The 22,367-nt window shown below is 66.8% G+C and carries 24 protein-coding genes; 17 read left to right on the top strand and 7 right to left on the bottom strand.

Annotation, left to right across the window (positions count from 1 at the left end; genetic code table 11):
* Window positions 1-20 precede the first annotated feature (20 nt).
* The 6 genes from BSG17_RS04580 to BSG17_RS04555 all read left to right on the top strand — a co-directional run bounded on the left by BSG17_RS04580 (window position 21) and on the right by BSG17_RS04555 (window position 3,330).
* Window positions 21-302, top strand: coding sequence for a 50S ribosomal protein L44e (locus BSG17_RS04580; RefSeq protein WP_089821490.1), 282 nt, complete (start codon window positions 21-23; stop codon window positions 300-302).
* 3 nt (window positions 303-305) lie between these two features.
* Window positions 306-479, top strand: coding sequence for a 30S ribosomal protein S27e (locus BSG17_RS04575; protein WP_089821488.1), 174 nt, complete (start codon window positions 306-308; stop codon window positions 477-479).
* Window positions 480-497: 18 nt separating this feature from the next.
* On the top strand, window positions 498-1,298 hold the full coding sequence (locus BSG17_RS04570; RefSeq protein WP_089821486.1) for a translation initiation factor IF-2 subunit alpha: 801 nt from the start codon (window positions 498-500) through the stop codon (window positions 1,296-1,298).
* Window positions 1,299-1,484 (top strand): RNA-protein complex protein Nop10, encoded by a 186-nt coding sequence (locus tag BSG17_RS04565; RefSeq protein WP_089821484.1) that lies wholly within the window; start codon window positions 1,299-1,301, stop codon window positions 1,482-1,484.
* A gap of 100 nt (window positions 1,485-1,584) precedes the next feature.
* Window positions 1,585-2,343 carry a proteasome assembly chaperone family protein gene (locus tag BSG17_RS04560; protein WP_089821483.1) on the top strand — a complete coding sequence of 253 codons (759 nt, stop codon included), beginning with the start codon at window positions 1,585-1,587 and terminating at the stop codon, window positions 2,341-2,343.
* A gap of 75 nt (window positions 2,344-2,418) precedes the next feature.
* Complete coding sequence (locus BSG17_RS04555; protein ID WP_089821481.1) at window positions 2,419-3,330, top strand: mechanosensitive ion channel family protein; 912 nt, start codon at window positions 2,419-2,421, stop codon at window positions 3,328-3,330.
* A 131-nt stretch (window positions 3,331-3,461) separates the two neighbouring features.
* Here BSG17_RS04555 and BSG17_RS04550 read toward each other — a convergent pair whose 3' ends face one another.
* Window positions 3,462-4,058, bottom strand: coding sequence for a DUF420 domain-containing protein (locus BSG17_RS04550; RefSeq protein WP_089821479.1), 597 nt, complete (start codon window positions 4,056-4,058; stop codon window positions 3,462-3,464).
* A 120-nt stretch (window positions 4,059-4,178) separates the two neighbouring features.
* Between BSG17_RS04550 and BSG17_RS04545 the strand changes: the two genes are divergently transcribed.
* From BSG17_RS04545 to BSG17_RS04525, 6 genes are all read left to right on the top strand, one after another.
* Window positions 4,179-5,363 carry a threonine synthase gene (locus tag BSG17_RS04545; protein ID WP_089821477.1) on the top strand — a complete coding sequence of 395 codons (1,185 nt, stop codon included), beginning with the start codon at window positions 4,179-4,181 and terminating at the stop codon, window positions 5,361-5,363.
* Between the two features lie 96 nt (window positions 5,364-5,459).
* Window positions 5,460-6,161, top strand: coding sequence for a metal-dependent transcriptional regulator (locus BSG17_RS04540; RefSeq protein WP_089821473.1), 702 nt, complete (start codon window positions 5,460-5,462; stop codon window positions 6,159-6,161).
* The gene (locus tag BSG17_RS04535; protein ID WP_089821472.1) at window positions 6,158-6,868 is read left to right on the top strand and encodes a TMEM165/GDT1 family protein; all 711 of its coding nucleotides are present in this window, start codon (window positions 6,158-6,160) and stop codon (window positions 6,866-6,868) included. The genes BSG17_RS04540 and BSG17_RS04535 overlap by 4 nt, the downstream gene beginning before the upstream one ends.
* 58 nt (window positions 6,869-6,926) lie before the next feature.
* Window positions 6,927-7,637, top strand: a complete 711-nt coding sequence (locus tag BSG17_RS04530) for a LysE family translocator (protein WP_089821470.1) — start codon at window positions 6,927-6,929, stop codon at window positions 7,635-7,637.
* Window positions 7,638-7,678: 41 nt separating this feature from the next.
* On the top strand, window positions 7,679-7,801 hold the full coding sequence (locus BSG17_RS28210) for a hypothetical protein (RefSeq protein WP_280141155.1): 123 nt from the start codon (window positions 7,679-7,681) through the stop codon (window positions 7,799-7,801).
* Window positions 7,802-7,909: 108 nt separating this feature from the next.
* Entirely contained in the window at window positions 7,910-8,962 is a 1,053-nt protein-coding gene (locus tag BSG17_RS04525) for an NAD(P)-dependent glycerol-1-phosphate dehydrogenase (protein WP_089821991.1), read from the top strand.
* Between the two features lie 9 nt (window positions 8,963-8,971).
* On the opposite strand, the gene BSG17_RS04520 is transcribed toward BSG17_RS04525, so the two are convergent.
* Complete coding sequence (locus BSG17_RS04520; protein WP_089821468.1) at window positions 8,972-9,523, bottom strand: NUDIX hydrolase; 552 nt, start codon at window positions 9,521-9,523, stop codon at window positions 8,972-8,974.
* A gap of 20 nt (window positions 9,524-9,543) precedes the next feature.
* Complete coding sequence (locus BSG17_RS04515; RefSeq protein ID WP_089821466.1) at window positions 9,544-10,257, bottom strand: M48 family metallopeptidase; 714 nt, start codon at window positions 10,255-10,257, stop codon at window positions 9,544-9,546.
* A gap of 127 nt (window positions 10,258-10,384) precedes the next feature.
* Here BSG17_RS04515 and BSG17_RS04510 point away from each other — a divergent pair, with 127 nt between their 5' ends.
* Window positions 10,385-11,662, top strand: a complete 1,278-nt coding sequence (locus BSG17_RS04510) for an NAD(P)/FAD-dependent oxidoreductase (protein WP_089821464.1) — start codon at window positions 10,385-10,387, stop codon at window positions 11,660-11,662.
* On the opposite strand, the gene BSG17_RS04505 is transcribed toward BSG17_RS04510, so the two are convergent.
* Window positions 11,646-12,422, bottom strand: coding sequence for a YihY/virulence factor BrkB family protein (locus BSG17_RS04505; RefSeq protein WP_089821462.1), 777 nt, complete (start codon window positions 12,420-12,422; stop codon window positions 11,646-11,648). The two genes, BSG17_RS04510 and BSG17_RS04505, sit on opposite strands and share 17 nt — an antisense overlap.
* 145 nt (window positions 12,423-12,567) lie before the next feature.
* On the opposite strand from BSG17_RS04505, the gene BSG17_RS04500 reads away from it, so the two are divergent.
* Together BSG17_RS04500 and BSG17_RS04495 are read left to right on the top strand one after the other, a co-directional pair.
* Window positions 12,568-13,749, top strand: coding sequence for an ABC transporter substrate-binding protein (locus tag BSG17_RS04500; protein WP_089821460.1), 1,182 nt, complete (start codon window positions 12,568-12,570; stop codon window positions 13,747-13,749).
* Between the two features lies 1 nt (window position 13,750).
* Complete coding sequence (locus tag BSG17_RS04495; protein ID WP_170864704.1) at window positions 13,751-14,719, top strand: FAD-dependent monooxygenase; 969 nt, start codon at window positions 13,751-13,753, stop codon at window positions 14,717-14,719.
* Window positions 14,720-14,723: 4 nt separating this feature from the next.
* Here the strand turns inward: BSG17_RS04495 and pdhA are convergent, their stop codons facing one another.
* Both pdhA and BSG17_RS04485 read right to left on the bottom strand, forming a co-directional pair.
* Complete coding sequence (gene pdhA, locus BSG17_RS04490) at window positions 14,724-15,815, bottom strand: pyruvate dehydrogenase (acetyl-transferring) E1 component subunit alpha (RefSeq protein WP_089821458.1); 1,092 nt, start codon at window positions 15,813-15,815, stop codon at window positions 14,724-14,726.
* A 97-nt stretch (window positions 15,816-15,912) separates the two neighbouring features.
* Entirely contained in the window at window positions 15,913-16,953 is a 1,041-nt protein-coding gene (locus tag BSG17_RS04485; RefSeq protein ID WP_089821456.1) for an NAD(P)-dependent alcohol dehydrogenase, read from the bottom strand.
* A 104-nt stretch (window positions 16,954-17,057) separates the two neighbouring features.
* Between BSG17_RS04485 and BSG17_RS04480 the strand changes: the two genes are divergently transcribed.
* Together BSG17_RS04480 and BSG17_RS04475 are read left to right on the top strand one after the other, a co-directional pair.
* The gene (locus BSG17_RS04480) at window positions 17,058-18,119 is read left to right on the top strand and encodes an amidohydrolase family protein (protein ID WP_089821454.1); all 1,062 of its coding nucleotides are present in this window, start codon (window positions 17,058-17,060) and stop codon (window positions 18,117-18,119) included.
* Complete coding sequence (locus tag BSG17_RS04475) at window positions 18,119-18,946, top strand: iron-sulfur cluster assembly protein (protein WP_089821452.1); 828 nt, start codon at window positions 18,119-18,121, stop codon at window positions 18,944-18,946. Before BSG17_RS04480 ends, BSG17_RS04475 begins: the two co-directional genes overlap by 1 nt.
* Before the next feature lie 64 nt (window positions 18,947-19,010).
* Here BSG17_RS04475 and BSG17_RS04470 read toward each other — a convergent pair whose 3' ends face one another.
* Entirely contained in the window at window positions 19,011-22,286 is a 3,276-nt protein-coding gene (locus tag BSG17_RS04470; RefSeq protein WP_089821450.1) for a nitric-oxide reductase large subunit, read from the bottom strand.
* Window positions 22,287-22,367: the final 81 nt, after the last annotated feature.

Below are 22,367 nucleotides of genomic sequence, written 5' to 3'. Positions count from 1 at the left end.
TTCGCGTAAGGTAGATATCTATGCAGATGCCTCGCCGATTCAACACGTACTGTCCGCACTGTAAGGCACACCACGAACACGAAGTCGAGAAGGTCCGTACGGGCCGTCCGACGGGGATGAAGTGGAACGCGCGTCAGCAGAAGCGCGGGAAGAAGGTCATCGGGAACGCCGGGAAGTTCTCGAAGGTGCCCGGCGGCGACAAGCCGACGAAGAAGACCCACCTGAAGTACCGCTGCAGCGACTGTGGCAAGGCTCACATGCGCGAAGGCTGGCGCGCAGGCCGACTGGAGTTCCAGGAGTAAACGATGGCAGGAAGCTTCTACAAGGTCACGTGTCCGGACTGTGAGAACGAACAGGTCGTCTTCGGCAAAGCTGCGACGGTCGTCAACTGCGCCGTCTGTGGCACCGTCCTCGCCCGACCAACCGGCGGCAACGCCGCCTTCGAGGGTGAGGTTACCGAGACCGTCGAGGCACGGTAACTCCCTGGAGAACCCAACATGAAGTACAGTGGTTGGCCCGACAAAGGTGACCTCGTCGTCGGCAAGGTCGACGAGATCACCGACTTCGGCGTCTTCATCGACCTCGAAGAGTACGAGAACAAACGCGGCCTCGTCCACATCAGCGAAGTCGCCAGCGGCTGGATCAAGAACGTCCGCGACCACGTCCGCGAGGGACAGACGGTCGTCGCCAAGGTGCTCGACATCGACGAGAGCTCCCAGCAGATCGACCTCTCGATCAAGGACGTCAACGAGCACCAGCGCAAGGACAAGATCCAAGACTGGAAGAACGAGCAGAAGGCCGACAAGTGGATGACGATCGCGTTCGGCGAGGACGTCTCCGACGAGCAGTACGGCGCCGTCGCCAACGCGCTACTCGCCGAGTACGACTCGCTGTACGACAGTTTCGAGCAGTCGGCCATCCACGGGATGGAGGCGCTCGAGGACGTCGATCTCGAGGACGAGGAGAAGCAGGCCGTCGTCCAGACGGCCCGCGAGAACGTCTCGGTCCCCTACGTCAACGTCACCGGCTACATCGACCTTCGATGTCCGACGGCCGACGGCGTCGACGACATCAAGGAGGCGCTGCAGGCCGCCGAGGGCAACGGCGAGATCCCCGAAGAAGTGGAGCTCACCGTCGCCTATGTCGGCTCTCCCGAGTACCGCATCAAGGTGAAGGCACCCGACTACAAGACGGCCGAGTCGGAGCTGGAAGCGAGCGCTCGACGTGCCCGCGAGGCCATCGAGGCCATCGGTGGTTCCGCCGAGTACCACCGCGAGCGGACGGAAGACGACGAATAGATGCACTCGGACATCCGGGTCTGTTCGGCGTGGCGCGGCAGCCACCCGCGACCCGTGTACACGCTCTCGGAGACGTGTCCGGAGTGCGGTGCCGACGCCGTCAACAGCGCACCCGCCCCGTTCAACCCGGAGGACCCTTACGGCGAGTACCGACGTGCGGCGAAGCGTCGACGCGACTCCGAGTGAGACGTTCGCCGTCGGTTCGACGCGTTCTCTCGTCCGTCGCCCAGTGAGCGACGGCACAGTCTTCAAACTTATTAAGACAGCAGGTCCCGAGGGTACGAACATGGAAGACATCGAGATCGACGAACTCGCCGATCCGGAACTCGACGACCCGGTCTTCATCGAGGGACTGCCGGGCGTCGGCCACGTGGGAAAACTCGCCGCGGAGTATCTGCTCGAGGAGTTCGACGCCGAACTCGTCCGGCGCGTCTACGCCGACGAGTTCCCGCCGCAGGTCAACATCGACGAGGACGGCGTCGCCGAGCTCACCTGTGCGGAGTTCCACGCCGTGGACGTAGACGGGACGGATCTGCTCGTCCTCACGGGCGACCACCAGGCGCAGTCGAACGAGGGGCACTACCACCTCACCGACGTCTTCCTCGACGTCGCCGAAGAGTTCGGTGCGACCCGCGCGTTCGCCCTCGGCGGCGTCCCCACCGGCGAACTCATCGAGGAGTACACCGTCCTCGGCGCGGTGACCGAGGCGTCGCTCGCCGACGACCTCGAGGAGGCCGGCGTCGAGTTCCGAGAGGACGAACCTGCAGGCGGCATCGTCGGCGTCAGCGGTCTCGTGCTCGGACTCGGCGGTCGCCGCGGCTTCGAGGCGGCCTGTCTGATGGGCGAGACCAGCGGCTACCTCGTCGACCCCAAGAGCGCCCGCGCCGTGCTGGAGGTTCTCGAGGCGGTTGTCGGCTTCGAGGTCGACTACGCCGGACTGGAGGAGCGCGCCGAGGAGATGGAGGAGGTCGTCGGGAAGATCCAGGAGATGCAGAACCAACAGCAGGGGATGCCGACCGGCGACGATCTGCGGTACATCGGGTAGCCAACTCGGCGGTGTCGCCCGCCGTCTCGATCTCGGCAACCGAACTTTTGTGACTGCTGGACGTGCGTAGGGTACATGCGTCACCACCTCGGGAGCCTCTCTCGAGCGGGGGCTGCCGTCGTCACTCCCGGTCCGGAAGCCCTCGCAGACTACTGGCCGGACGTCGTCCGCGCGGCGTGGTTCGCCGCGGGCCTCCTCGTCGTGCTGCTGCTCGGGTTGTACGTCCTCGAGCCGATACTCGCTCGAGCCGTCCGCAACCGGAACCGAAACAACCCCACGCTCCAGGAGGCCGTCTCGCGATACTTTCAACTGGTCGTCCTCGTCGTGGCCGTCTACGTCGGTGCCGGCGTCGCCGGCTACAGCAGTTTTCTGACGAACTCCGCGCTCGTCGTCGCCGCCGCCACCCTCGCGGTCGGCGTCGCGGCCCAGACGGTCATCGGGTCGCTCATCAGCGGGTTGGTGCTCGTCGCCGACCCGGAGTTCAACGTCGGCGACTACGTCCAGTGGGCCGACGGCGAGGGAACGGTTCGGTCCATCACGCTCCGTGTCACGCGCGTCCAGACGCCGAGCGGCGCGCTGGTGACGGTGCCGAACACGGTGTTGACGGGACAGAGCATCACTCGCCCCTACCGACACGGTCGCTACCAGGTCGTCGAACGGGTGCAGTTCGCCTACGAGGACGACGTCGACGAGGCGTTGTCTCATCTCACGCAGGCCGCCGCCGAGACGGAACACGTCCTCGACGCCCCGGACCCGAACGCCTACGTCGAGGAGTTGGGGAGCGACGCCGTCGTCGCCCGCGTCCACTACTGGATCGACAACCCGATCCGGCGCGACCTGCTCGGGGTTCGGTCGGCCTACATACAGTCGGCGAAGGCCCGCTTCGAGGCGGCCGGGCTCACCATCAGCCCCGCCTCGAAGCGTGACCTGGAGGGTCGTATCGACGTCGAGACTACCGACGCGAACGTCGACGTGCGGGGGGAGTGACGCTGGCGGCGGTGCTGGTCGCACGACAGCCCGCCGAAGGATGGTTCTGTGCTCGCGAGAACACTTGAAAACCGCTGTCGGGAGACGGGAGTCACTCGAGCGCGACGGAGTCTCCGGCGTCCCCGTCCGTCTCAGGCGACGAACTCGTAGCTGTATACCCAGTTCAGCATGACGTAGGTGACGACGCCGAGCGAGAGCGACAGGATCCACGACCCCGCCGCGATACGGCCGACTCTTTTGTGTGGCGTCTCCGTCCGGAGTTCCGCCGGCGTGTGGGTGATGCCGAGGATGAGCGCGTAGAGCACCACCGGGACGGCGACGATGGAGAGGATGATGTGGATCGCGAGCATCGCCAGATAGGCGTAGTACACCAGCTGTGGTGCGCCGACCATCTCCTTCGTCCCGCCGCCGCCGATCTTCGTGAGGTAGAGCACGAGAAACACGAGGATGAGGCCGAACGCCGACGCCATCGCGGCGGCGTGTTTCTCCACCTCGTCGTTCCGGATCCACCGCCACCCGAGCACCAGCACGACCGTCGCGACGGTGTTGACGCCGGCGATGGCGTGCGAGAGGAGGTTCACCTGCTGGAGCGAGAGGTCCGGGAACACCGACTGGGGGACGAGACCGGCGAACGTTCCGATCACGAGCCCGTAGCCGACGACCGAGAGCACCGCCGTCGCGGCTGCCGGATGCTCCCTCATCGGACCGCTGACGCTGGCTGTAGCCATAGCTCGAAGTTGGGAACGACCCGATATGTCGTTTCGGATTCCGGGCCGGGTTTCGAGTCTCGCTCGTGAACTCGGAACGGAGACGGGAAGCGATTAGTCGTTCGCGCCGAAGACTCGATTATGAACACGACGGAGGCGTTCGCCGGACTCGACTGTACGGACTGCGGGGCGACGTTCGACGCGACCGAACCCGGGCGCTGTCCCGACTGCGGTGGGCCGCTCGATGCGACCTACGACTACGACGCCGTCGACGTCGACCGAGAGGCCCTCTCGGCGCGCCCACACGAAGGGTTGTGGCGGTTCGACGCGCTCTTGCCGTTCCCTGCCTCGGAAGCCGTCTCGACCGCCGAGGGGGCGACGCCGCTCGTCGAGGCCCCGCGGTTCACCGACGAACTCGACGTCGGGCGCGTCGTCGTCAAGGACGATGGTCGGAACCCGACCGGGACGACGCTCGACCGCGGGTTCTCGGTTGCGATGACCGCAGCCGCACAGTCGAACGCCGAAGACGTCACCGTCGCCTCGCCGGGCAACGGGGCACAGTCGCTGGCGGCGTACGCCGGGCGGGCAAACGTGCGCCACCACTCCTTTGTCCCGTCGCGGTCGACGTTCCACAACAAGGCGATGACGAACGTCCACGGCGGCGACATGCGGGTCGTCGGCGGCCGGTACCCCGACGCCGTCGAGGAGAAGGCCGAGGACGTGCTCGACGGGTGGCTCGACCTCCAGGAGTTCACGACGCCGTACCGCCACGAGGGCGTAAAGACGCTCGCCTACGAGATCGCGGCGGGGCTCGACTGGGAGGTTCCCGATGCAGTGGTCGTCCCGACGGGAACCGGCGAGTTCCTCGTCGGCGTCGAGAAGGGGTTCCGCGAACTGCGGTCGTTGGAACTCGTCGACGAGGTGCCGCGACTCGTCGCCGCCCAACCCGAGGGCTGTGCCCCGATCGCAACGGCGTGGGAGCGCGGTCTCGACGCGCCCGAACCGTGGTCCGGCCCGGACACCATCTGCGGCGAACTGGAGATCACCGACCCCGCCGGCGGCGAACTCGCGCTCCAGGCGCTCGCGGAGACCGACGGAGCCGCCGTCGCCGTCGCCGACGACGACGCGCTGGAGAGCGCGTACTCGGCCGCGCGTTACGAGGGCATCGAGATGGGTGCCAACGCCGGCGTCGCCGCGGCGGGTGCGTGGAAACTCGCCGACGAGGGCGAGTTCGCCCCGGACGCGACGGTCGTGCTCCTCAACACCGAGGCGGGCGGCAAGAGTTCGGATCTACTGCGGAGCCATCTGATGGGGAAAGGCATCTGAGCGGCGGTCGCGCGGAGACACGGTGACGAGAGAGACGACCACCGCACGGCACTTCGACCCACCAACTATTTGCGTTCGACGCGTCTAATCCGCGGTATGCTGAGCGACGTGATGGAGGACTACTTGAAGGCGATCTACACTTTACAGGGCGAACACGGGCCGCCCGTCTCGACGTCGGACATCGCCGACTATCTCGACAAGACGCCGCCGACCGTGACCAGCATGCTCGGAAAGCTCGAGGAGCGAGGGCTGGTCGACCGCGAGAAGTACAAGGGCGTCGAACTGACTCACGAAGGAGAGACGGTCGCACTCGAAGTGCTCCGTCACCACCGCCTGCTGGAGGCGTACCTCACGGAACATCTCGACTACTCGTGGAGCGAGGTCCACGACGAGGCGGACACGCTCGAACACCACATCAGCGAGGAGTTCGAGCGCCGCGTCGCCGACCTGCTCGGTAACCCGACGGTCGACCCCCACGGCGACCCGATTCCGGGTGCCGACCTCGAACCGCTGGAGCAGGAGGAGACGAGCCGCCTCAGCGACCACGGCGTCGGCGAGCGGGTCGTCGTCGCCCGCGTCAGCGACCGCGACGAGGAGGAGTTGGAGTATCTCGAAGCCGCCGGTGTCACCCCGGGGACGACGCTCGAAGTCGTCGACGTCGCGCCGTTCGGGATGGTGACCGTCCACGTCGGCGAGACGACGCGCGAACAGAGTCTCCCCGAGGCGGTCGCCCAGTCGATCCGTGTCAGATCGCCACGGGCCGACGAGACGGCACAGACGGGTGCTAACGGCGCGTGACCGGTTTCGCCGAGATCGTCGTCGTCGCCTTCGTCGCGCAGCTCGCCGTCCTCCCCGGCGAGAAAGTCCAGTTCATCATCGCCGGCCTGTCGACGCGGTACAACCCGCTCGTCGTCGTGAGCGCCGCCGGTGCCGCCTTCGCCGGGTGGACCGCCCTCGAGATCTGGTTCGGACAGGCGCTGAAGTCCGCGCTCCCGCCCGTCGTTCTCGACGGCATCTCCGTCGTCCTGTTCGGGCTGTTCGCCGTCCTGCTCTGGCGTTCCGCCCCCGACCAGCACGCCACGCCCGAGGACGTCGCTACGAAGACCGACGGCGGGTTAGCGGCGTCGCCCGACGTCGACCTGCCGACGGTGGCGGGGTACGACCTGTCGTCGGCGTTCGGCGGCTTCCTCCCCATCTTCGTCATGATGGCGGTCGGCGAGTTCGGCGACAAGACCCAACTCGTCACCATCGGTCTCGCCGTCCAGTACGGTGCGACCCCGGCCATCTGGGTCGGCGAGATGCTCGCCATCATCCCAGTGAGCCTCGCGAACGCGTACCTCTTCCACCGGTTCTCCCACCGGTTCGACGTCCGCCGGGCCCACCAGTTCGCGGCGGGGCTGTTCGCCTTCTTCGCGCTCGACACGCTGCTCGCCATCCTCACCGGGTTCTCCGTGTGGGAGACGGCCGTGGGTACCGTCTCCGATGCGGTGCTCGCGGTGATGTGAGGCCGCGAGACACAGTACCGAGTCGTTTTTCACGGCTCCTGCCGTCCTGAACACGTATATGGTCGGACTACTCGGGTCGGCGCTGGCCGGCGTCGTCTTCGGACTCGCGCTGGCGGCTCCGCCCGGACCGATGAACGCCGTCATCGCCGAGGAGAGCGTCGTCCGCGGCTGGAACGCCGGGTTCCGCGCTGGACTCGGCGCGTTCACCGCCGACGCGACGTTCTTCGTCCTCGCCTTCCTCGGCGTCGTCGCCTTCGTCGAACAGTTCCCGACGTTGCAGGCGGTCATGGTGGGCGTCGGCGGCCTGCTCATGCTCTACTTCGCCTACGGGGCCGCACAGGAAGTCGAAGGGTCGTTCCGCCCCGACGGCGTCGGGGGACGACCCGACGGACGGAGCGACGGCGGCGTCGACGACAACACCGGGTTCCGGAAGGCGTTCGTCCTCGCGCTGACGAACCCCTACCAGATCCTGTTCTGGCTCACCATCGGCGTCGGCCTACTCGAACCCGGCCGCGTCGACGTGCTCGCCGAGACCCCGTACGTCGGCTCGGAACTCGCGGGACTGCTCGTCGTCCAGACGGGGAGTCCGGCGCTCATCGCCGGCTTCTTCGCCGGCATCCTGCTCTGGGCGAGCGGCTTCCCGGCAGCGCTCGTCACCGCCGAACGGCGCGTCGAGTCGTTCGCTCCCGCCGTCGCTGCCCTGAGCGCGCTGGTGCTCGGCGGGTTCGGCGTGCTGTTCCTCTGGGACGCGGTGACGACGTTCGTCTGACCGGCCGACACGCTCTTGTGGTGTGGTACCGAGTATCATCCATGAGCTCGCTGTTCCGACGACTGTTCAGAGTCATCCGCATCGCCGACGACATCAGGAGCATCCTGCGTGCGTTCAAACTGCTGCGGAAGGCGATCCGGAAGCTCGGTCGGCCGACGCTGTAGCTGGATCGGGTCGGCCGAGTGACCGTCTCCGGCCCGTCCCTACGCGGGACCGACGAGTCGACGGCGACGACGGGAAAGGGTTTCAACGCCCGCACGAGAGTTCCGACTATGTTCGACAAAACGACGTGGATCAAACTCCCGCGGAACGTTCTCGTGGGCCACGGCGTCCTCGACCAGTTAGGTGAGGCGGTCGACGAGTTGTATCTCACCGGGCGGCCGCTGGTCGTCACCAGTCCGACGCCGAACGATCTGGCGGGCGACCACGTGAGAGAGCAGTTCGCGGACGCCGACCCCGCGACCGTCGTCGTCGAGACGGCGAGTTTCGAGTCCATCGAGCGCGTCATCGACACCGCCGAACGCGAGGACGCCGGCTTCCTCGTCGCGCTCGGCGGCGGCAAACCGATCGACATCGCGAAGATGGCTTCCGACCATCTGAACCTCGGGTTCGTCGCGGTGCCGACGGCCGCGAGCCACGACGGCATCGTCTCCGGGCGGTCGTCGATTCCGGAGGGTGACAGCCGCCACAGCGTCGCTGCCGACCCGCCACTGGCCGTCGTCGCCGACACAGAGATTCTCGCGAAGGCCCCGTGGGAGCTCACGACCGCCGGCTGTGCGGACATCATCTCGAACTACACCGCGGTCAAAGACTGGCGACTCGCAAACCGCCTGAAGAACGTCGAGTACTCCGAGTACGCCGGGGCGCTGTCGGAACTCACGGCGGAGATGCTCGTCGACAGCGCCGACTCCATCAAGAAGGGCCACGAGGAGTCGGCGTGGATCGTCGTCAAGGCGCTCGTCTCCTCGGGCGTCGCGATGTCCATCGCGGGGTCCTCGCGGCCGGCCAGCGGCGCCGAACATCTCTTCTCGCACCAACTCGACCGCATCGCGCCCGGTGAAGCCATCCACGGCCACCAGGTCGGCGTCGGCTCTATCATGACGGAGTACCTCCACACCGGCGCGAAGGGACAGTGGGCGGACATCCGCGACGCGCTGGCGCGCATCGACGCGCCGACGACGGCCGCGGAGTTGGGGATCGCGGACGAGGTGGTCGTCGAGGCGCTGACGACGGCACACACGATCCGCGACCGCTACACCATCCTCGGTGACGGCATCACCGAGGAGGCCGCCGTCGAGGTAGCGACGCGGACGGGCGTCATCTGAGGCGGCCGCTCAGAGCGGGAACGCAGCGAGCTCCGGATACAGGAGCTCCTCGGGCAGTTCGGTCACCCACTTCGCCGCCGCGATCTCCCCCTCGCGCGGACGGAGCTCACCACCCTCGTACGTCGCTTCGAAGACGACGATGAGGCGGTAGAGCGGATCGTACTCGTGGTCGCCGACCTCACACTCGTCGCTGTTTGTTTCGCAGACGGTCTCGACGACGTGCGCCTGCACGACGCCGTCGATAGTACAGTCGACGCCCGCCTCCTCGCGAGTCTCTCGCCGTGCCGTCTCCTCCAGGCTCTCGCCCGGTTCGCCCTTCCCGCCGGGGTCGGACCACGACCGCTCGCCCTCATGGCGAACCACCACCGCCCGGCTCTCGTCGTCTCGGACCCACGCGCCCGCGCCGCCGACGGTGCCGGCCTCGAACCGCTCACGAGTGGTCTCGGAGGCGTCGACGTCGACGCTCCACGTCTTCTCGACGAGTTCGAACTCGCCGTGCTCCTCGCGGAGTCGAGCGAGTTCGCCGTCGACGGCACGGCGAGTGCGCCGGGTGAGTGTCACACCCGTCTCTCGCGCGTCGGCTACTTAGGGCTCCGGGTGCGGGGAGGTTCCGAACTGCCTCGTCGCGTCTGCGTCGCGGAGCGCAGTCGGTCGACACGCGCACGGAGCGTCGGATGGCGGGCGACCAGTCGTCGCACTCTCGACTCCTCCCGTCGGAGGTAGCCCGCACCATCCAGTCGGTCGAGCGCGTCCGCGAGCGCCGCGCCGTCGGCGTGGCGGGCGACGTAGTCGTCGGCGTCGAACTCGGTCCAGCGCGAGGTGGCGAAGGAGGCGAGTGTGAGCGGGACGACGAGGAGGAGTCCGCCGAGGAACGCGCCGGCGACGTCGGCGCTGACCGCCGCGGCCCAGGCGACGACGAACGCGGTCGGTAGCCCGAGGCGTGGGAGGGCGTGGTAGCGACGGAGGTGGCCGACTTCGTGCGCGACGACGCCCGCGAGTTCGACCGGGGTGAGCAGATCGAGGAGTCGCTCGGTCACGCAGACGTAGCGGTGGCCGGGGACGACGCCGACGGCGAAGGCGGTCGGCACTCCCTTGGGGCGGGCGACGACGCGGACGCAGTCGACGGGGACGCCGCAGGAGGCGAGCGCTCGCCGTTCGGACGGCGAGAGTCGGCGGACGCCGACCGATGCCGTGAGAAGCGACGGGCCGGCGACGACGCCGACCACGCCGAGGACGATGAGCGCCGTGAGATACGGCCAGTCTCGGAGGAACGTCTCGACTGCGGCGAGGAGCATCGTCCGGTGGATACCGACCGTCCTGTTGTAGTCTTTCTGTGCGTCCGACCCTCGGTCGCGGCCGGGCGTGGCGCGCGCGTCTGCCGTTTCCCGCCGAGTTTAGTAGGCCGCGTCCGAAGGAGGGGCCATGCAGGACGAATCCGTCGTCGTGGTCGGTGCCGGACTCGCAGGGCTCGTCGCCGCTCGACGACTCGCGGCCGCCGACGTCGACGTGACGGTGTGTGAACGCCGCGACGAGGTCGGCGGTCGGGTGCGGACGGAGCGTCGCGACGGCTACCGTCTCGACCGCGGGTTCCAGGTGCTGTTCACCGCGTACCCGATGGTACGAGCCGAGTTGGATCTCGAGGCGCTCGACCTCCGGCGGTTCAAACCCGGCGCGACCATCGCTCGGCCGGGCGAACGATCCGTCCTCTCCGACCCGCTTCGGGACCCCGGGGCCCTCCTCTCGTCGCTCCGGACCGACGAGGTGACGACGAGCGACAAACTCCGAACGCTCGCGCTTCGGCAGCACGTCACCGCGAAGCGCGAAGACGAGTTCTTCACGGGACGCGACGCGACCATCCGCGAGTACCTCAAGGAGTGGGGGTTCTCCCGCGACTACGTCGAGCACTTCGTCGCCCCCTTCTACGGCGGGATCACGCTCGACCGGTCGCTGTCGACGTCGAAGCACGTCTTCGAGTACACGTTCCGTGCGCTCTCGGAGGGGGAGATCGCGGTTCCGGCCGAGGGGATGCAGGCCATCCCCGAGCAGTTGGCCGACAACGCCCGCGAGGCGGGCGCGGAGATCCGACTGGGCGAACCGGTCGAGGCGGTCGGCGACGGCGGTGACGGCGTGACGGTGACGACCAGCGAGGAAGCCATCGAGGCCGACGCCGTCGTCGTCGCGGCCGACCCGAAGCGAGCGCGGGAGTTGACCGGCGTCGACGCCATCCCGACCGAGGCGCAGAGCTGCGTCACCCAGCACTACCGACTCCCGGCGAGAGAAGCGCCCGACACGGGGAAACGGCTCCTGCTCAACGCCGGCGACGAGTCGCCGAACACCGTGGCCAACATGACCGCGGTCGCCCCCGAGTACGCGCCCGGCGACGTCGACCTCCTGAACGCGACGTTCCTGGGGGAGGAACCACAGGACGTCCCCGCCGAGGAGTTCGAAGCCCGGACTCGTAACGCACTCGAGTCGTGGTATCCCGAACGGACGTTCGGCGCGTTGGAGCGGGTCGAGACCCACCGTATCCCGTTCGCGCAGTTCGACCAACCGCCGGGCGTCTTCGACGACCTGCCGGACACCCGCGCCGCAGGCGGTCGCGTCTACCTCGCGGGCGACTACGTCCGATGGTCGTCGATCCAGGGAGCGATGCGGAGCGGTCGCGACGCCGCCGAGGCGCTCGTCACCGACCTGTTCTGAACGCGACGAGTTCGGCGTTGACGACGATGCCGGTGAGCAGGGCCGACGCGGCCAGATAGAGGCTCGTGAGCAGGATGACGATCCCACTGAGCACACCGTAGATCGCGTACTGCCCGGCGTTGACGGAGTAGAAGTGGAGGAAGGTGTGGAGGGTAGTCCAGGCGAACGAGGTGACGACCGCACCGGGGAGCGCCGCCGTCGGCGACGTCACCGCTCGTGAGGGGACGTAGTACAGCGGGACGAACGTGGCCGCGAGCGTGAGCCACAGCCCGAGGAACGCCGCGACCTCGACGGCGAGGCCGGCAGGCGGCAGCGCAAAGAGGATGCTCGTCGCGACGATCGCGACCGCCGCCAGCCCGATGCTCCCGAGGATGACGACAGCGTCACGGAGCCACTCCCCCAGATTTCCCTCGTCGTCCCCCTCGATCCGGTCGACGACCGTCTTGACGTCGCCGACGAAGTTCGTGCTGCTCCACCCGATGACGAGGACAGCCAGCAGCCCCGCGCCGGTCCGCCCATTCGCCGTCGTGATCGACTGGTAGACCAACTCTCGCACCGGCGGCGTCAGAAACTGTGGTGCAGTCTGGGACAGTTCCACCGCGACTCGTTCGCCGACGACGGCGAACACGAGCACCAAGAGCGGGACAAACGAGACGAACGCGTAGTAGGCGAGCGCGGCCGCCGGATACCGTATCTTCTTCTCGATAGTGGTTCGGGCGACGGCCGTGAGAACGTTGACGCCCCCGGCGAGTCTGGTCATGTTGGCGCTTCGTCCTCGTGGCTGAAATATCCCCAGACAGTCCAGTCGACGTAGCCTCCGAGCAGTCTCTCTCCGCGCGACAATCCGTTTTAGGCACGCCAAAAAAACCGAAACTGCTTTAGTGTTTTAGGCGAGCCAAAATTTCATGAGACGCGACGAGCGGGAGACTGCGACGGCGAGTAGACGAGCATATCTGAAGTACGGAGCAGTCGTCGGCGGCGGGCTGCTCGCCGGTTGTACCGGGAGCAGTTCGACCGGTTCGGAGGCGTCCGAGACGGAGACGTCCTCGACGACGTCGACGACGGACCAGACCGAAAGCGGCGACAGCGAAGGCGGGTCGTACACCGTCTCGATGGAACCGGTCGGCGAGGTCACCTTCGAGGAGGTCCCGGAGACGTGGGTCGCGAACAACGGCAGTTGGGCGGACATGGGCGTCGCGCTGGGGCTCGAACCGCCGAAGGCCGTCTGGCTCACCACCCGATACCACACCCAGTACTACGACGAGATCGACGGCGTCTCGGTCGACAAGAGCGACATGGTCTCGCTGTATCAAGACGGCGTCAGCAAGGAACTGTTCTACGAACTCGACGCCGACGTCCACGTGATGGACCCGAACTTCCTCTTGAACCGGTTCGAGGGGTGGAAGCAGGCCGACGTCGACGAGATCACCGAGAAGGTCGGCCCACTGTTCGGTAACTGCATCTACGCCAGACACTACCCGTGGCACGATGACTATCGGTACTACAGTCTCTATGAGGGGTTCGAGAAGCTCGCACAGGTCTTCCAGCGCACCGACCGCTACGAGGCGTTTTCGACACTTCACGACGAGTTCCAGTCGAACGTCGAGTCGGTCGTCCCCGCCGAGGACGAACGTCCCGCCGTCGCCGTCCTCTGGGGCGTCGGCGAGCAGCCGGAGGAGTTCTACCCCTACGTCGTCGGCGACGGCACCGGGTTCAAACATCTGACCGACCTCGGCGTCACCGACGCGCTGGCGAACTCCGACGTCAAGGACTTCCACGGCAGTCGGGCGGCTGTCGACCTCGAGACCGTCCTCGAAGTCGACCCCGAAGTGCTGCTGCTCCGCGGCTACGAGTCGAAGACCCGCGAGGAGTTCCGGAGTACGGTCGTCGCGTCCCTGGAGAACCACGAGACGGCGAGTGCGCTCACCGCCGTCGAGAACGGCGACGTCTACCGCGCCGGCGGCCTCTACCAAGGCCCGATCACGAATCTCGTGCTTACTCAGCGCACCGCGAAGCAGCTCTACGACGTCGAAGAACCGCTCTACGACGGTCAGCGCGTCGCCGACATCGTCGCCGGGGAGCTCTGAGATGACGTCCGAGAACGACGAGGCTGACCCGACCGACGACGTGGCTACCGACCCCGACCGCGACGTCGACGGCGACTACGACGTGGTCGTCGTCGGCGGCGGGCCATCGGGCTGCTCGGCGGCCGTGTTCACCGGGCGCTACGGACTCGACACCGTCGTCTTCGACCGCGGGAAGGCCGCCCTCGAACGTGCCGCGTACGTCGAGAACTACCTCGGCTTCCCAGCGGGCGTCGGCACCGACACACTGTACGACCTGATGCACGACCACGTCACCGAGGCGGGTTGTGCGTACGTCGCCGACCTCGTGGAGTCGGTCGAACACCGTCCAACCGGTGACGACGACGAGAACCGCGGGTTCGTCGTCGAGACGCAGGAGGGCAGAACCGTGACGACGCGGTACGTGGTCGCGGCGTCGTGGTACGACGGCGAGTACCTCCGCCCGCTCGGCGGCGACGAGCTGTTCATCCGACACGACCACGGCGACGACGAGCACGAACAGTTCGACCCCGACTACGCCGACGACGACGGCCGGACGCCGATCGACGGCCTCTACGTCGTCGCCCCGGCCGGCGAGCGCAACGCACAGGCGATCGTCGCCGCCGGCCAGGGTGCGTACGTCGCCCGGTGTCTGCTCGAAGACCACCGCCGCGACCAGGGGTATCCCGACGGGGTCGACAGCTACTACGACTGGATCCGGCCGGACGCGGAGTTCACGGGCGAGTGGGGCGACCGCGACCGGTGGCGCGAGTGGTTCCACGACCGGATCCCCGACGAGTACGCTGCCAGCGACGAGCGAGTGGCCGAACTGCGAGAGCGGTACATCGACCACGCGTTCGAGACCAAACTCACCGACGAGGAGGTCGACGCACGGGAGAGGCGGGGACAGAAGCGACTGCTCGACCACCTCGACGACGACCTGATCCTCGAACGGGCACGGCACATCGAAGCCGAGCGGCAAGCGAATCTCTAGCCGTCTACTCTCGGAGAAACGCCTCGTCACCGTACTTCTCGCGTAACCGACGGAGTTCGTCGCGCTGTGTTTCGAGGTGTGCGGGCAGCTCGGCGTAGGTGTACTCGAACATGTCGTCGGGGTTCGGCTCCAACTCCTCGATAGTCGCGAGGACGTCGGCGACGTGGTCGCGAATCTCCGTCTCGATGGCGTCGTCGCGCTCGTCGTCGAGGCGACCCGTCTCACGGAGGAACGTGCTCAACCGTTCGATCGGGTCCCACCGCTTCCACTCGTCGATCTCGGCGTCGTCGCGGTAGGCCGTCGGGTCGTCGGCGGTCGTGTGTGCGCCGTAGCGGTACTGGACCGCCTCGATAAGTGTCGGTCGAGGCGCGTCGTCCTCGTCGTTTCGCGCTCGCTCGACCGCCTCCTTCGTCACCCGATACGTCGCCAGCGGATCCATCCCGTCGACGCGGACGCCCTCGAAGCCGTACGCCTCCGCCTTCTCGGCGAACGTCGCGCTCGCGGTCTGTCGCTCCGCGGGGACGGAGATGGCCCACTGGTTGTTGTGACAGAGGAAGACGCTCGGCGTGTCGAAGACGCCGGCGAAGTTCAGCCCCTCGTGAAAGTCGCCCTCGCTCGTCGCCCCGTCGCCGAAGTGACAGAGGAACGCCTTCGACTCGTCTTTCAGTTTCGAGGCCCACGCCATCCCGACGGCGTGCGGGATGTGGTCGGCGATGGTGATGTTGAGCGGGAAGACGTTAGCGTCGGCGACGGCGGCGTTCCCCTCCTCGTAGCCAACCCAGTACGGCAGGTACGCTTCCAGCGCGTCACGGACGACGACCGCGCCGTGTTCGCGGTACTGATAGAGGATCCAGTCCTCGTCGTCGAGCGCGTAGGTGGATCCGACCTGCGAGCCCTCCTGTCCGGCCAGCGGGGCGTACGTGCCGATACGCCCCTGTCGCTGGAGGCTGACCGCTCGTTCGTCGAAGTGCCGCGAGAGCTTCATGTCGCGGTACATCCCGACCAGTTGCTCGTCCGACAGGGGCGGAACCTCCCGACCCTCGATACGGTGGCCGTCGGCGTCGAGCACCCGGGCGAGGTCGTCGTCCATCTCCATGGGCGACACTCTCACCCGTCCCCCAAAATTCCACGCGTCGAAGCAACGGCTGTCGGGGTGGGCAGCGTCTCGAAAGAATTCGGTGGTGGTGTCGCTTCTACGGCGTGATGACCGCACGACCTTCTATCTCGCCGTGTTCGAGTCGTTCGGCGACGGTGTTGATGTCGTTCAGGTCGTACCGACTCGTCCGCAGTTCGACGTCGCCGCGGTCGACGAGCGCGACGAGTTCCTGTAGTTCGGGGTACTTCCCGACGAGCGTTCCCTTGTAGGCGAACTCGCCGTTGACGAGCGACTGAGAGGGTTCGTGGACGTGACCGCCGTAGCCGACGATGTGGTGGTCGCCACCGGCGGCGACGATATCCGGTGCGAGTTTCGTCGTCTGGTCGGCACCGACGAAGTCGATGACCTGTTGGGCACCCGTTCCGTCGGTGAGCGACTCGACGACGTCGGCGACGTCCTCCGAACCGGGGTCGATGGTGTGGTGTGCGCCGAGTTCTTCCGCGAGGTCTCTGGCCTCCTCTTTCAGGTCGACGGCGGTGATAGTCGTCGCACTCATCGCGTTCAGACACTGGAGTCCGATGTGGCCGAGCCCTCCGATACCGATGACGACCGCGTGGTCGCCCGGGTTGAGTTGTCTCGTCGCCTTCTTCACCGCGTGGTAGGCTGTGATACCGGCGTCTGCGTGCGGTGCGATGTCGGTCGTGTCGACGCCGTCGGGGAGTTTGATGACTGACCGCTCGGACGTGAGTAGCTCCTCTGCGAACCCGCCGTCGGTCGTCAGCCCCGGGAACTGGAGGTTCTCACAGTACATGTCCTCGCCGAGTCGGCACGGGCGACACTTCCCGCAGGTCATCACCGGGTGACAGATGACCTTGTCGCCCTCCTCGACGAGCGTCACCTCTTCGCCCGTCTCGACGACGGTGCCGGCGTTCTCGTGGCCGAGCGTCATCGGGAGCGTCTGCTCGACGTAGTCGGTCCACATCCCCTCGATGATGTGGTTGTCCGTCTGGCACCAGCCCGCACCCTCGACTTCGACGACGACGCCGTCCGAGCGTGTGATCTCCGGGCGGTCGACGTCGTCGATCGAGAGCGCGTGGGCCATGTCGTCGGTGTACTCGTGGAGTCTCGCGGCTTGCATGGTGTGTTACTAGTCAGCAAAGCACGACTAAACGATTAGGAAACAGGAAAATTGATGATGGATTACGAAAAATCATTAAGGATACGGCCTACCACAGTTCTACCATGTACCGACACAAGGGCGAAGACGTGTTCGTCGTCGACGGACACGTCCACCACTGGGACGCGAGTAAAGAGAACATCAAGAGCGAGGGTGGCGAGCAGTTCATCCAGTGCTTCTACGACTACCACACCGGGTTCACGCCCGAAGAGAAACAGTGGACGCTGGAGGAGTATCGGAAGTACGACACCGACCGGATGGTGGAGGACCTGTTCGGGAGCGGCTACGTCGACGTCGCGATCACGCAGCCGACACACCTCCACGAGTTCTACCACGAGGGGTTCAACACTGTCGACACCAACGCCGACCTCGCCGAGCAGTATCCCGACCGGTTCATCGCCAACGGCCGGTTCGACCCCCGTGAGGGGGAGGCCGGACTGAAGGAGCTCGAACGGCAGAAAGAGGAGTACGACGTCACGGGAGTGAAACTCTACACCGCCGAGTGGCGCGGCGACTCGAAGGGGTGGCGATTGGACTCCGAGGAGTCCTTCGAGTTCCTCCAGAAGTGTGTCGACCTCGGTATCGAGAACATCCACCCACACAAGGGGCCGACGATTCGGCCGCTGAACAAAGACGCCTTCGACGTCGCCGACGTCGACGACGCGGCCACGTCGTTCCCCGAACTGAACTTCGTCGTCGAACACATCGGACTCCCCCGACTGGACGACTTCTGCTGGATCGCCGCCCAGGAGCCGAACGTCTACGGGGGTCTCGCCGTCGCGGCCCCGTTCGCGGAGGTGCGCCCGAAGAAGTTCGGCGAGATCATGTGCGAACTGCTGTTCTGGCTGGGTGAGGATCGCATCCTCTTCGGCAGCGACTACGCCATCTGGGAACCGGAGTGGCTCGTCGAGGCGGTGATGAACGCCGAACTCACACCCGAACAACGGCAGGAGTACGGCGTCGAGTTCGACCTCGAGACGAAGAAGAAGGTGATGGGCGAGAACGCCGCCGAGCTGTACGACATCGACATCCCGGAGCGCGCCGACACGCTGCAGGACGACGCCATCAGCCAGCAGTTCGGCCTCACTGGCGGCGACATCGGCCCCGAGGAGGGTACCGCAGACTGATGGACGGACCCGTCACGTCCGTCACACAAGAGGCCGTCCAGTCCCGTCTCGACCGCGTCACCGACCCCGAACTCGACCGGTCTATCGTCGCACTCGACTACGTCGAGTCGATCGCTATCGACCTTCCGGCGGTCCACGTGACGTTCAGCCTGCCGACCGCCTGGTGTTCGCCAGCCTTCGCGTGGATGATGGCGACCGACGCCCGCCGCGAGGTCGAGACGCTCGCGGGCGTCGACCGCGCTGTCGTCGAACTCCGCGACCACATGCACGACGCGGAGATCAACCGCGGCGTCAACGAGGGACTGTCGTTCGAGGCGAGCTTCCCCGACGCAGACGGCGAGGTCGACGACGTCCGGCGGGAACTCGACGAGAAGGCGCTGCTGTCGCGACAGTACGACGCCGTCTCGACGCTGCTCGACGCCGGACTGTCCCCCGAACAGGTCACCCGGCTGACGCCCGCCCGCCTGGGAGTCGACCCGGCGGCGGACGATCCGAGAACGGCCGCAGACGACGCAGACGACGTCCCCGACACGGCGACCGTGTTCGTCCGCGAGGGAACCGTCGGCGTCACCGTCCCGCTGGACCCGGTCCGTTCGTATCTCGCGAAGGCCCGGCCGCTCGGCGTCGTCACCGACCCCGAGGACCCGCTGTTCCGGACGCCCGACGGCGACCCGCTCACGACGGAGAACTTCGAGCGCGTCCACCACCGGACGCGACTGACGGCGACGAACATGGACGGACAGGGCGGTATCTGTGCGTACCTCCACGAGGCGCGGCACGGACGGGACGGCGACGCCGAACCGGTCGAGGCGGAGTCCCCCTCGTAACGGCTTCCTCCGCCTGAACCACGGACGTGCGACCCGATCACGTCCAAAAACGGAGTCGAGAGAATTAGCCGGTCACTCGCTGCTCTCGCCGCGCTGCGAGGAGGTGGCGAACCGCTCCGACGGTAAAGGCGAGGGCACCGAGGATCATCGGGGTGTCACCCAGTGTCCGAGCCCACAACAGCGTCTGGACGTGGTCCTGTTCGTAGAACTCGAGACTCCGCGCCGCAGCGTAGCCGTCCTGGAAGGCAGTCTGTAGCTGGAGGAAGCCGAGCGGTAACAGCGACACGAAGGTCATCACTGCCAGCCCGACGTTCGTCAGCCAGAACGCGCCGCGGAACCAGCCGGGCTCCCACGCCGCCTCGGGGGTGACGACCCGGAGAACGTACGTACCGAGTCCGAGCGCGAGCAGGCCGAACGCGCCGAAGGTGGCCGCGTGGGCGTGGGCGACGGTCAGGTAGGTACCGTGCTCGTAGTAGTTGATCACGGGCAAGTTGACGAAGAAGCCGAGCACTCCGCCGCCGACGAAGTTCCACACACTCGACCCAACGATGAACAACAGCGGGAGGGCGTAAGGGAACGACTCGCCTTGCGCTTTCAACGTGCGGTACTCGCCGAAGCTCTGATAGAGGATGAACAGCAGTGGGACGAACTCGAGCGTCGAGAACGTCGTTCCGATCGGCACCCAGATGTCGGGGAGGCCGACCCACCAGTAGTGGTGGGAGACGCCGACGATCCCGGCGCCCATGATGGCGAACACTTCGAAGAGAATCGCCTTCTCGGCGTCCCCCTGCTCGAGAAGCTCCATCGAGACCAGTGCGACCGAGACGACGGCGGTGACGAAGAACTCGAACACTCCTTCGACCCACATATGGACGACCCACCACCGCCAGAACTCCGTGACGGCGATGTTGGTGTCGGGGGTGTAGAGCATGCTCGCGGCGAACATCAGCGCGATCGACCCACCCGCGTAGGTCATGAAGTGGCCGAGTCCGGTTGGCGGTTCGTCCATCAGGCGAACACTTCGTAACACGAGTCCCGTCCAGCCGACGAAGCCGACGAGCAACAGCACTTTCCACAGTCGCCCGACCTCGAGATACTCCAGTCCCTCGGAGCCGAGCAGCCACCAGAGTTCGCTCTCGTCGGGCGAGTCGAACGCCCCCTGCGAACTGAGCCAGACGCCCGCGAACGCACCGACGGTCGTCGCGACGAGGACGGCGAGCAGTCCAGTCGCGGCCGCGGCCTGGAGGGGCGGATCGCGGTCGGTGAACAACCCGGGGAGGAAGAGTCCCCCGGCGAGCCACAGCGCCGTAATCCAGAGGATGGCGAGGTTGATGTGCCAGGCGCGACCCACCGAGAACGGCAGCAGCGAGACGACGTCGACGCCCAACACGTCGCCGATGCCGTAGAACCCGGTGCGCTCGACGTAGTAGTGAGCCAGCAACGCGCCGACGAGAGTCTGGGCGACGAACAGCGCACCGGCGACGGGCACGTACCACGCCGCGGCGTACTGGGTCGGCGTGACCGACACCGAATCCGGTGAGGGGATGTCGACGACTTCGGTCGCCGGCTCGGCGAAGTCGAACGCGTGGTAGGCCCACGCGCCCGCGCCGCCGCCGGCGATGAGCAGGACCATGCTGATCGTGCTCCAGACGAGCACCTGCCCGGTCGGTCGGTTCCCGGTACCCGGGACGTAGGGCCAGTCGTTCGTGTAAGAGTGATCCGAGTCGGGACGGTCGGTGTGAGCCATCCACGCCGTCCAGCACGCGAAGTCGGCGATTCGCTCGGCTTGCTCGGCCGAGTCGACGAACCCCTCTGGAACGCCGCGGTCGGGGTCTCCGCCGTGGTAGCGGTCGACGTACTCCTCGCGGATCCGCCTATGTGCGTACGCCTCGGCGGCCGAGTAGCGGGCGAACGGTCCCTCTGGGGCGTCGGTGTCGAACTCCTGCTCGACCCGTTCCGCGACGGCCGCCCGCTCGTCCGCCTCGAGATCTTCGACGGAGTCGGCACCCCGCTCGTGAGCGTAGTACTCGCGGATGTACTCGGCTTTCAGCTCCAGCGCGTCCGCAGTCAGATCGACTCCGAAGTACGAACCGTTGCCCAGAATCGAGCCGTGGTTCATCAGGCCGTTGGCCTGGAACGCTTTCTTCCCCAGTCGTATCTGGTCGGCCGTGACGACTGTCTCCCCGTCGGGATCGCGGATTTCCTCGGGGATGGGCGGCGCCTTCTCCCGGGAGAACCACGCTCCGACGCTCATCGCGACGAGGTTAGCGACGAACAGCGCGACGAGCGCCTTAGCTCCCGTCGACTTCGACCGAAGCGACGCGAGATCGATCCCGCCCGCGTCGGCGGCTGTCAGTGAATCCGAAAGTAGTTCGAGGAGGCGCCACCCGAGGACACCGTCACCGAGACTGTCGTCGCCCCCTCCCAACCCCGAGACCAGTAGTGGGAGCAACCGGGCAAGCGCTTGCCCGTCTCCGACGTCGTCCGAGACGAGCGTCCTCGCTGCCAGTGCTGCGACAGTCGCTACCGAGGCGGGTCCCGCAGTCGCGTCCGGGTCGGCACCGCTGGAACCCACCGCGAGGCTCGGTTCCGGCAGGACCGTCGGGTCGGCGCTCGCGCCCCGGGTACGTCCAGTCGTCGGCCCCGATCCGGCCTGTGGCTCCTCGAGTCCTGTCGAGAACTTGTCGACTGCCCGCTCGAGCGCCCGGGCGACGACGACAGCGTCTCGACTCAGCACGTCCTCGAAGACTCGGGCTGGTGGCCGATCCGTTTCGAGATCCAACGCCGTACAGAACTGCGCGTACGCGCCCTCAGACGCGTCGGCGACGGCAGTCGCCGCGTCGGCTGGACGCGCCTGCGACCCCGGTTTCGACGCGGACGGGTCCGCATCGCCGGCGACGCGCTCGAGCAACGCTTCGGCCGTGAGGTCGGCCTCGGGGGCGACCCGATCACGGACTGCTGTCAGCGTCTCGTCGTCCAGCCGCGTCGCATCGAGTCGGTACCGGCGCAGGAACGTTTCGAGCGCCCGATCGGGGGTCGCGTCGCGATCCGCCTCGAGTCGTGTGCCGTGGTCTTCGGTGGAACGACCGACGACGCGTCTGCACGCTTCGTCGGCCACACGATCGAGGATTCGGTCACGAAGCTCTTCACCGGAGTCCGACCGGTCGTGGAGTTCGTCCACACCCCGGTCGACGGCAGCGGCGACCTGCTCGCCGGCGACCCGACGGACCTGCGTCGAGGCCGCGGTGACGGATTCCGTTCCGTCCTTCAGACGGGCGGCTACGGATTCCAGTCGAGCGGTTCCACTCGCGTCGTCCAGTATCGTGTTCACGAGACCCATGGTTCACGTGACCATCCATCAGTAGCATCGGCGTCGAGTTAATTGTAAGTTCGCACGGGTGTTAATCTCGGATGCTTCGGA

Source organism: Halogranum amylolyticum (genome assembly GCF_900110465.1).
GTDB lineage: Archaea > Halobacteriota > Halobacteria > Halobacteriales > Haloferacaceae > Halogranum > Halogranum amylolyticum.
The sequence above is the reverse complement of the archived record's forward strand: the minus strand, read 5'-3'. Positions and strand labels throughout refer to the sequence as shown.

Bases quoted from the DNA above. Each gene is read 5' to 3' on its own strand.
- BSG17_RS04560 (WP_089821483.1), top strand. From the start codon at position 1,585: ATGGAAGACATCGAGATCGACGAACTCGCCGATCCGGAACTCGACGAC.
- BSG17_RS04530 (WP_089821470.1), top strand. From the start codon at position 6,927: ATGGTCGGACTACTCGGGTCGGCGCTGGCCGGCGTCGTCTTCGGACTC.
- BSG17_RS04555 (WP_089821481.1), top strand. From the start codon at position 2,419: ATGCGTCACCACCTCGGGAGCCTCTCTCGAGCGGGGGCTGCCGTCGTC.
- BSG17_RS04565 (WP_089821484.1), top strand. From the start codon at position 1,299: ATGCACTCGGACATCCGGGTCTGTTCGGCGTGGCGCGGCAGCCACCCG.
- BSG17_RS04515 (WP_089821466.1), bottom strand. From the start codon at position 10,257: ATGCTCCTCGCCGCAGTCGAGACGTTCCTCCGAGACTGGCCGTATCTC.
- BSG17_RS04550 (WP_089821479.1), bottom strand. From the start codon at position 4,058: ATGGCTACAGCCAGCGTCAGCGGTCCGATGAGGGAGCATCCGGCAGCC.
- BSG17_RS04570 (WP_089821486.1), top strand. From the start codon at position 498: ATGAAGTACAGTGGTTGGCCCGACAAAGGTGACCTCGTCGTCGGCAAG.
- pdhA (WP_089821458.1), bottom strand. From the start codon at position 15,815: ATGGAGATGGACGACGACCTCGCCCGGGTGCTCGACGCCGACGGCCAC.
- BSG17_RS04470 (WP_089821450.1), bottom strand. From the start codon at position 22,286: ATGGGTCTCGTGAACACGATACTGGACGACGCGAGTGGAACCGCTCGA.
- BSG17_RS04495 (WP_170864704.1), top strand. From the start codon at position 13,751: ATGACGTCCGAGAACGACGAGGCTGACCCGACCGACGACGTGGCTACC.
- BSG17_RS04475 (WP_089821452.1), top strand. From the start codon at position 18,119: ATGGACGGACCCGTCACGTCCGTCACACAAGAGGCCGTCCAGTCCCGT.
- BSG17_RS04575 (WP_089821488.1), top strand. From the start codon at position 306: ATGGCAGGAAGCTTCTACAAGGTCACGTGTCCGGACTGTGAGAACGAA.
- BSG17_RS04480 (WP_089821454.1), top strand. From the start codon at position 17,058: ATGTACCGACACAAGGGCGAAGACGTGTTCGTCGTCGACGGACACGTC.
- BSG17_RS04505 (WP_089821462.1), bottom strand. From the start codon at position 12,422: ATGACCAGACTCGCCGGGGGCGTCAACGTTCTCACGGCCGTCGCCCGA.
- BSG17_RS04580 (WP_089821490.1), top strand. From the start codon at position 21: ATGCAGATGCCTCGCCGATTCAACACGTACTGTCCGCACTGTAAGGCA.
- BSG17_RS04510 (WP_089821464.1), top strand. From the start codon at position 10,385: ATGCAGGACGAATCCGTCGTCGTGGTCGGTGCCGGACTCGCAGGGCTC.
- BSG17_RS04545 (WP_089821477.1), top strand. From the start codon at position 4,179: ATGAACACGACGGAGGCGTTCGCCGGACTCGACTGTACGGACTGCGGG.
- BSG17_RS04540 (WP_089821473.1), top strand. From the start codon at position 5,460: ATGCTGAGCGACGTGATGGAGGACTACTTGAAGGCGATCTACACTTTA.
- BSG17_RS04485 (WP_089821456.1), bottom strand. From the start codon at position 16,953: ATGCAAGCCGCGAGACTCCACGAGTACACCGACGACATGGCCCACGCG.
- BSG17_RS28210 (WP_280141155.1), top strand. From the start codon at position 7,679: ATGAGCTCGCTGTTCCGACGACTGTTCAGAGTCATCCGCATCGCCGAC.
- BSG17_RS04525 (WP_089821991.1), top strand. From the start codon at position 7,910: ATGTTCGACAAAACGACGTGGATCAAACTCCCGCGGAACGTTCTCGTG.
- BSG17_RS04500 (WP_089821460.1), top strand. From the start codon at position 12,568: ATGAGACGCGACGAGCGGGAGACTGCGACGGCGAGTAGACGAGCATAT.